At 61.1% G+C, this 1,900-nt stretch carries 2 protein-coding genes; both read right to left on the minus strand.

Annotated elements, in window-relative coordinates; translation table 11 throughout:
* A partial coding sequence (gene purT / locus HMPREF2724_RS03445) for a formate-dependent phosphoribosylglycinamide formyltransferase (protein WP_070587177.1) occupies window positions 1-1,228 on the minus strand: 1,228 nt, incomplete at its 3' end.
* A gap of 248 nt (window positions 1,229-1,476) precedes the next feature.
* The coding region (locus tag HMPREF2724_RS12790; RefSeq protein ID WP_168164867.1) for a hypothetical protein at window positions 1,477-1,900 on the minus strand (424 nt) is incomplete at its 5' end.

Raw genomic sequence — 1,900 nt, forward strand, 5'->3', positions numbered from 1 at the left:
GGACGGTTTTATCAGTATTCGGCCCAACAGTAATCTTCCCGGCCGCGAGCGCTGCCCTGTCGCGGGCGGTCTCAACGTCCTCGGCGGTCGTAGCCACCATGCCCATGCGGCGTCCGGCGTAGGCCCAGGGCTTGCCAAACAGGCGCACGTCGGTCTCTTCATAGGATAGGGCGGTGTCGAGGCCGGTGAAGGAGACGTCGTCAAGCTCAGCGTCCGCGTGCAGGATGACCGCAGCACCAGGGCTGACCATCGTCACGTCAATGGGGAAGCCCAAAATCGCGCGGACATGAAGCTCAAACTCAGAGAAGCGCTGCGTGTAGCCGGTCAGCATGGCGGTATCCAAAGGACGCGGTGAGACGGAGGAGAAGTACACCTCATCGCCCGCCACGAAGAGCTCAACGCCGTAGACGCCGCGCCCACCCAACTCGTTGGAGATACGCGCCGCGACGGAGCGCGCATTCGCCAGCGCATCCTCACTCATCGCCATGGGCTGCCAGGACTCCACCAAGTCACCGTTCTCGTGGCGGTGGCCAATGGGCTCACTGAACCACGTGGCCATCTTGCCCGTAGCCGGGTCAATGGAGCGTACAGCAAGGAGCGTGACCTCATAATCAAAGTCAACGAAGCGCTCCACCACCACGCGCTTATTATCGGAGGACACGTGGCGCACCATGGCCCAGGCCTCCTCCACATCTTCTTCTTCCTTAAGAAGGACGTGCCCCTTGCCGGAGGTCGTAATATCCGGCTTCACGATGCACGGCAGTCCCAGCTCCCCCACCGCCTCCTGCAGCTGCTCAGCGGACTCAGCAAAGCGATAGGCCGTAACCGGCAGGCCGATGCTCTCAGCCACCTCACGCACGCTCTCACGGCACTGTGTGAGCTCACAGGCCCGCGCCGTCGGCACGACGGTGGTGCCGAATTCCTCGATACGCTTCAGCGCCTCCACCGCGACGGTCTCGACCTCCGGGACCACGTAGTCCGGCTTGATTCGCTCTGTAAGCTCCCACACCTTGTGCGGGTCCCTGATATCTGCGATGTAGCTAAAGTGCGCGAGCTGCTGCGCCGGCGCTCCTGCGTAGCGGTCCACGGCGTGGACCTCCAGCCCTAAGTTTTGAAAGGCAATTACCAACTGCTTGCCCAACTCGCCCGCCCCCAAAAGAAGCACCTTGGTGGCGTTTCCTGTCAGAGGGGTTCCGATGTGGCCTGCGATGTCGCCTACGGTAGTCATTCTCGAATTATCGCACACTTCTAGCGCTGCATTGCTTGGCGACGTCCCCCAAACCCCCACCTACCCAATCTCACCGTTCCCTCACCCGAGCACCAGCACACAACACGCCCTTCGCCCCAGGATCACCAAAGCCCCCTTCCCCACCGCAGGGAAACGGTGGAAAAGGGGGCTTGGTCTTTAGACTGACCTTCTATGTGTCAGCCGGCCCCTAAGGGCCGACTGGCCCTCGGCGTGCGTCAGCGTCTCTCTTACTTGGAGGAACCGTTGGAAGAACCTGCACCCGGAGCACAAGCATCAGCGATAAGGCCGATAGCCAGCGCACCAGCAGCAACCAAAGCAAGGGTGCTGCCATTGATACCGAAGCGCTTCAGCTGCGCATCAATACCAGCAACCTGGCCAGCCAGCGGGCCATTGAACACACCAGCCTGCTTCTGCAGCTGAGTATTCAAAGCCTGAATCTGGCTATCAATCGGAGCAACAAAGTCCTTCAGACCCGGAATGTTCAGCTGGGAAGCCAAACCAACCGGAATCAGGAACAGCAGCGGGATACCAACACCCAGACCAGTAGCCAAGCAACGCTGGTTCTCATTCGGAGTAGGCTCGTTCGGCTCTCCCGGTTGCTCACCAGCAGGCGTGCCGTTGCCGTTGTTGTCCTGGCCCTTCTCGTGGCCC

Origin of the sequence: Corynebacterium sp. HMSC071F07 (assembly GCF_001810285.1) — a bacterium.
Lineage (GTDB): Bacteria > Actinomycetota > Actinomycetes > Mycobacteriales > Mycobacteriaceae > Corynebacterium > Corynebacterium simulans.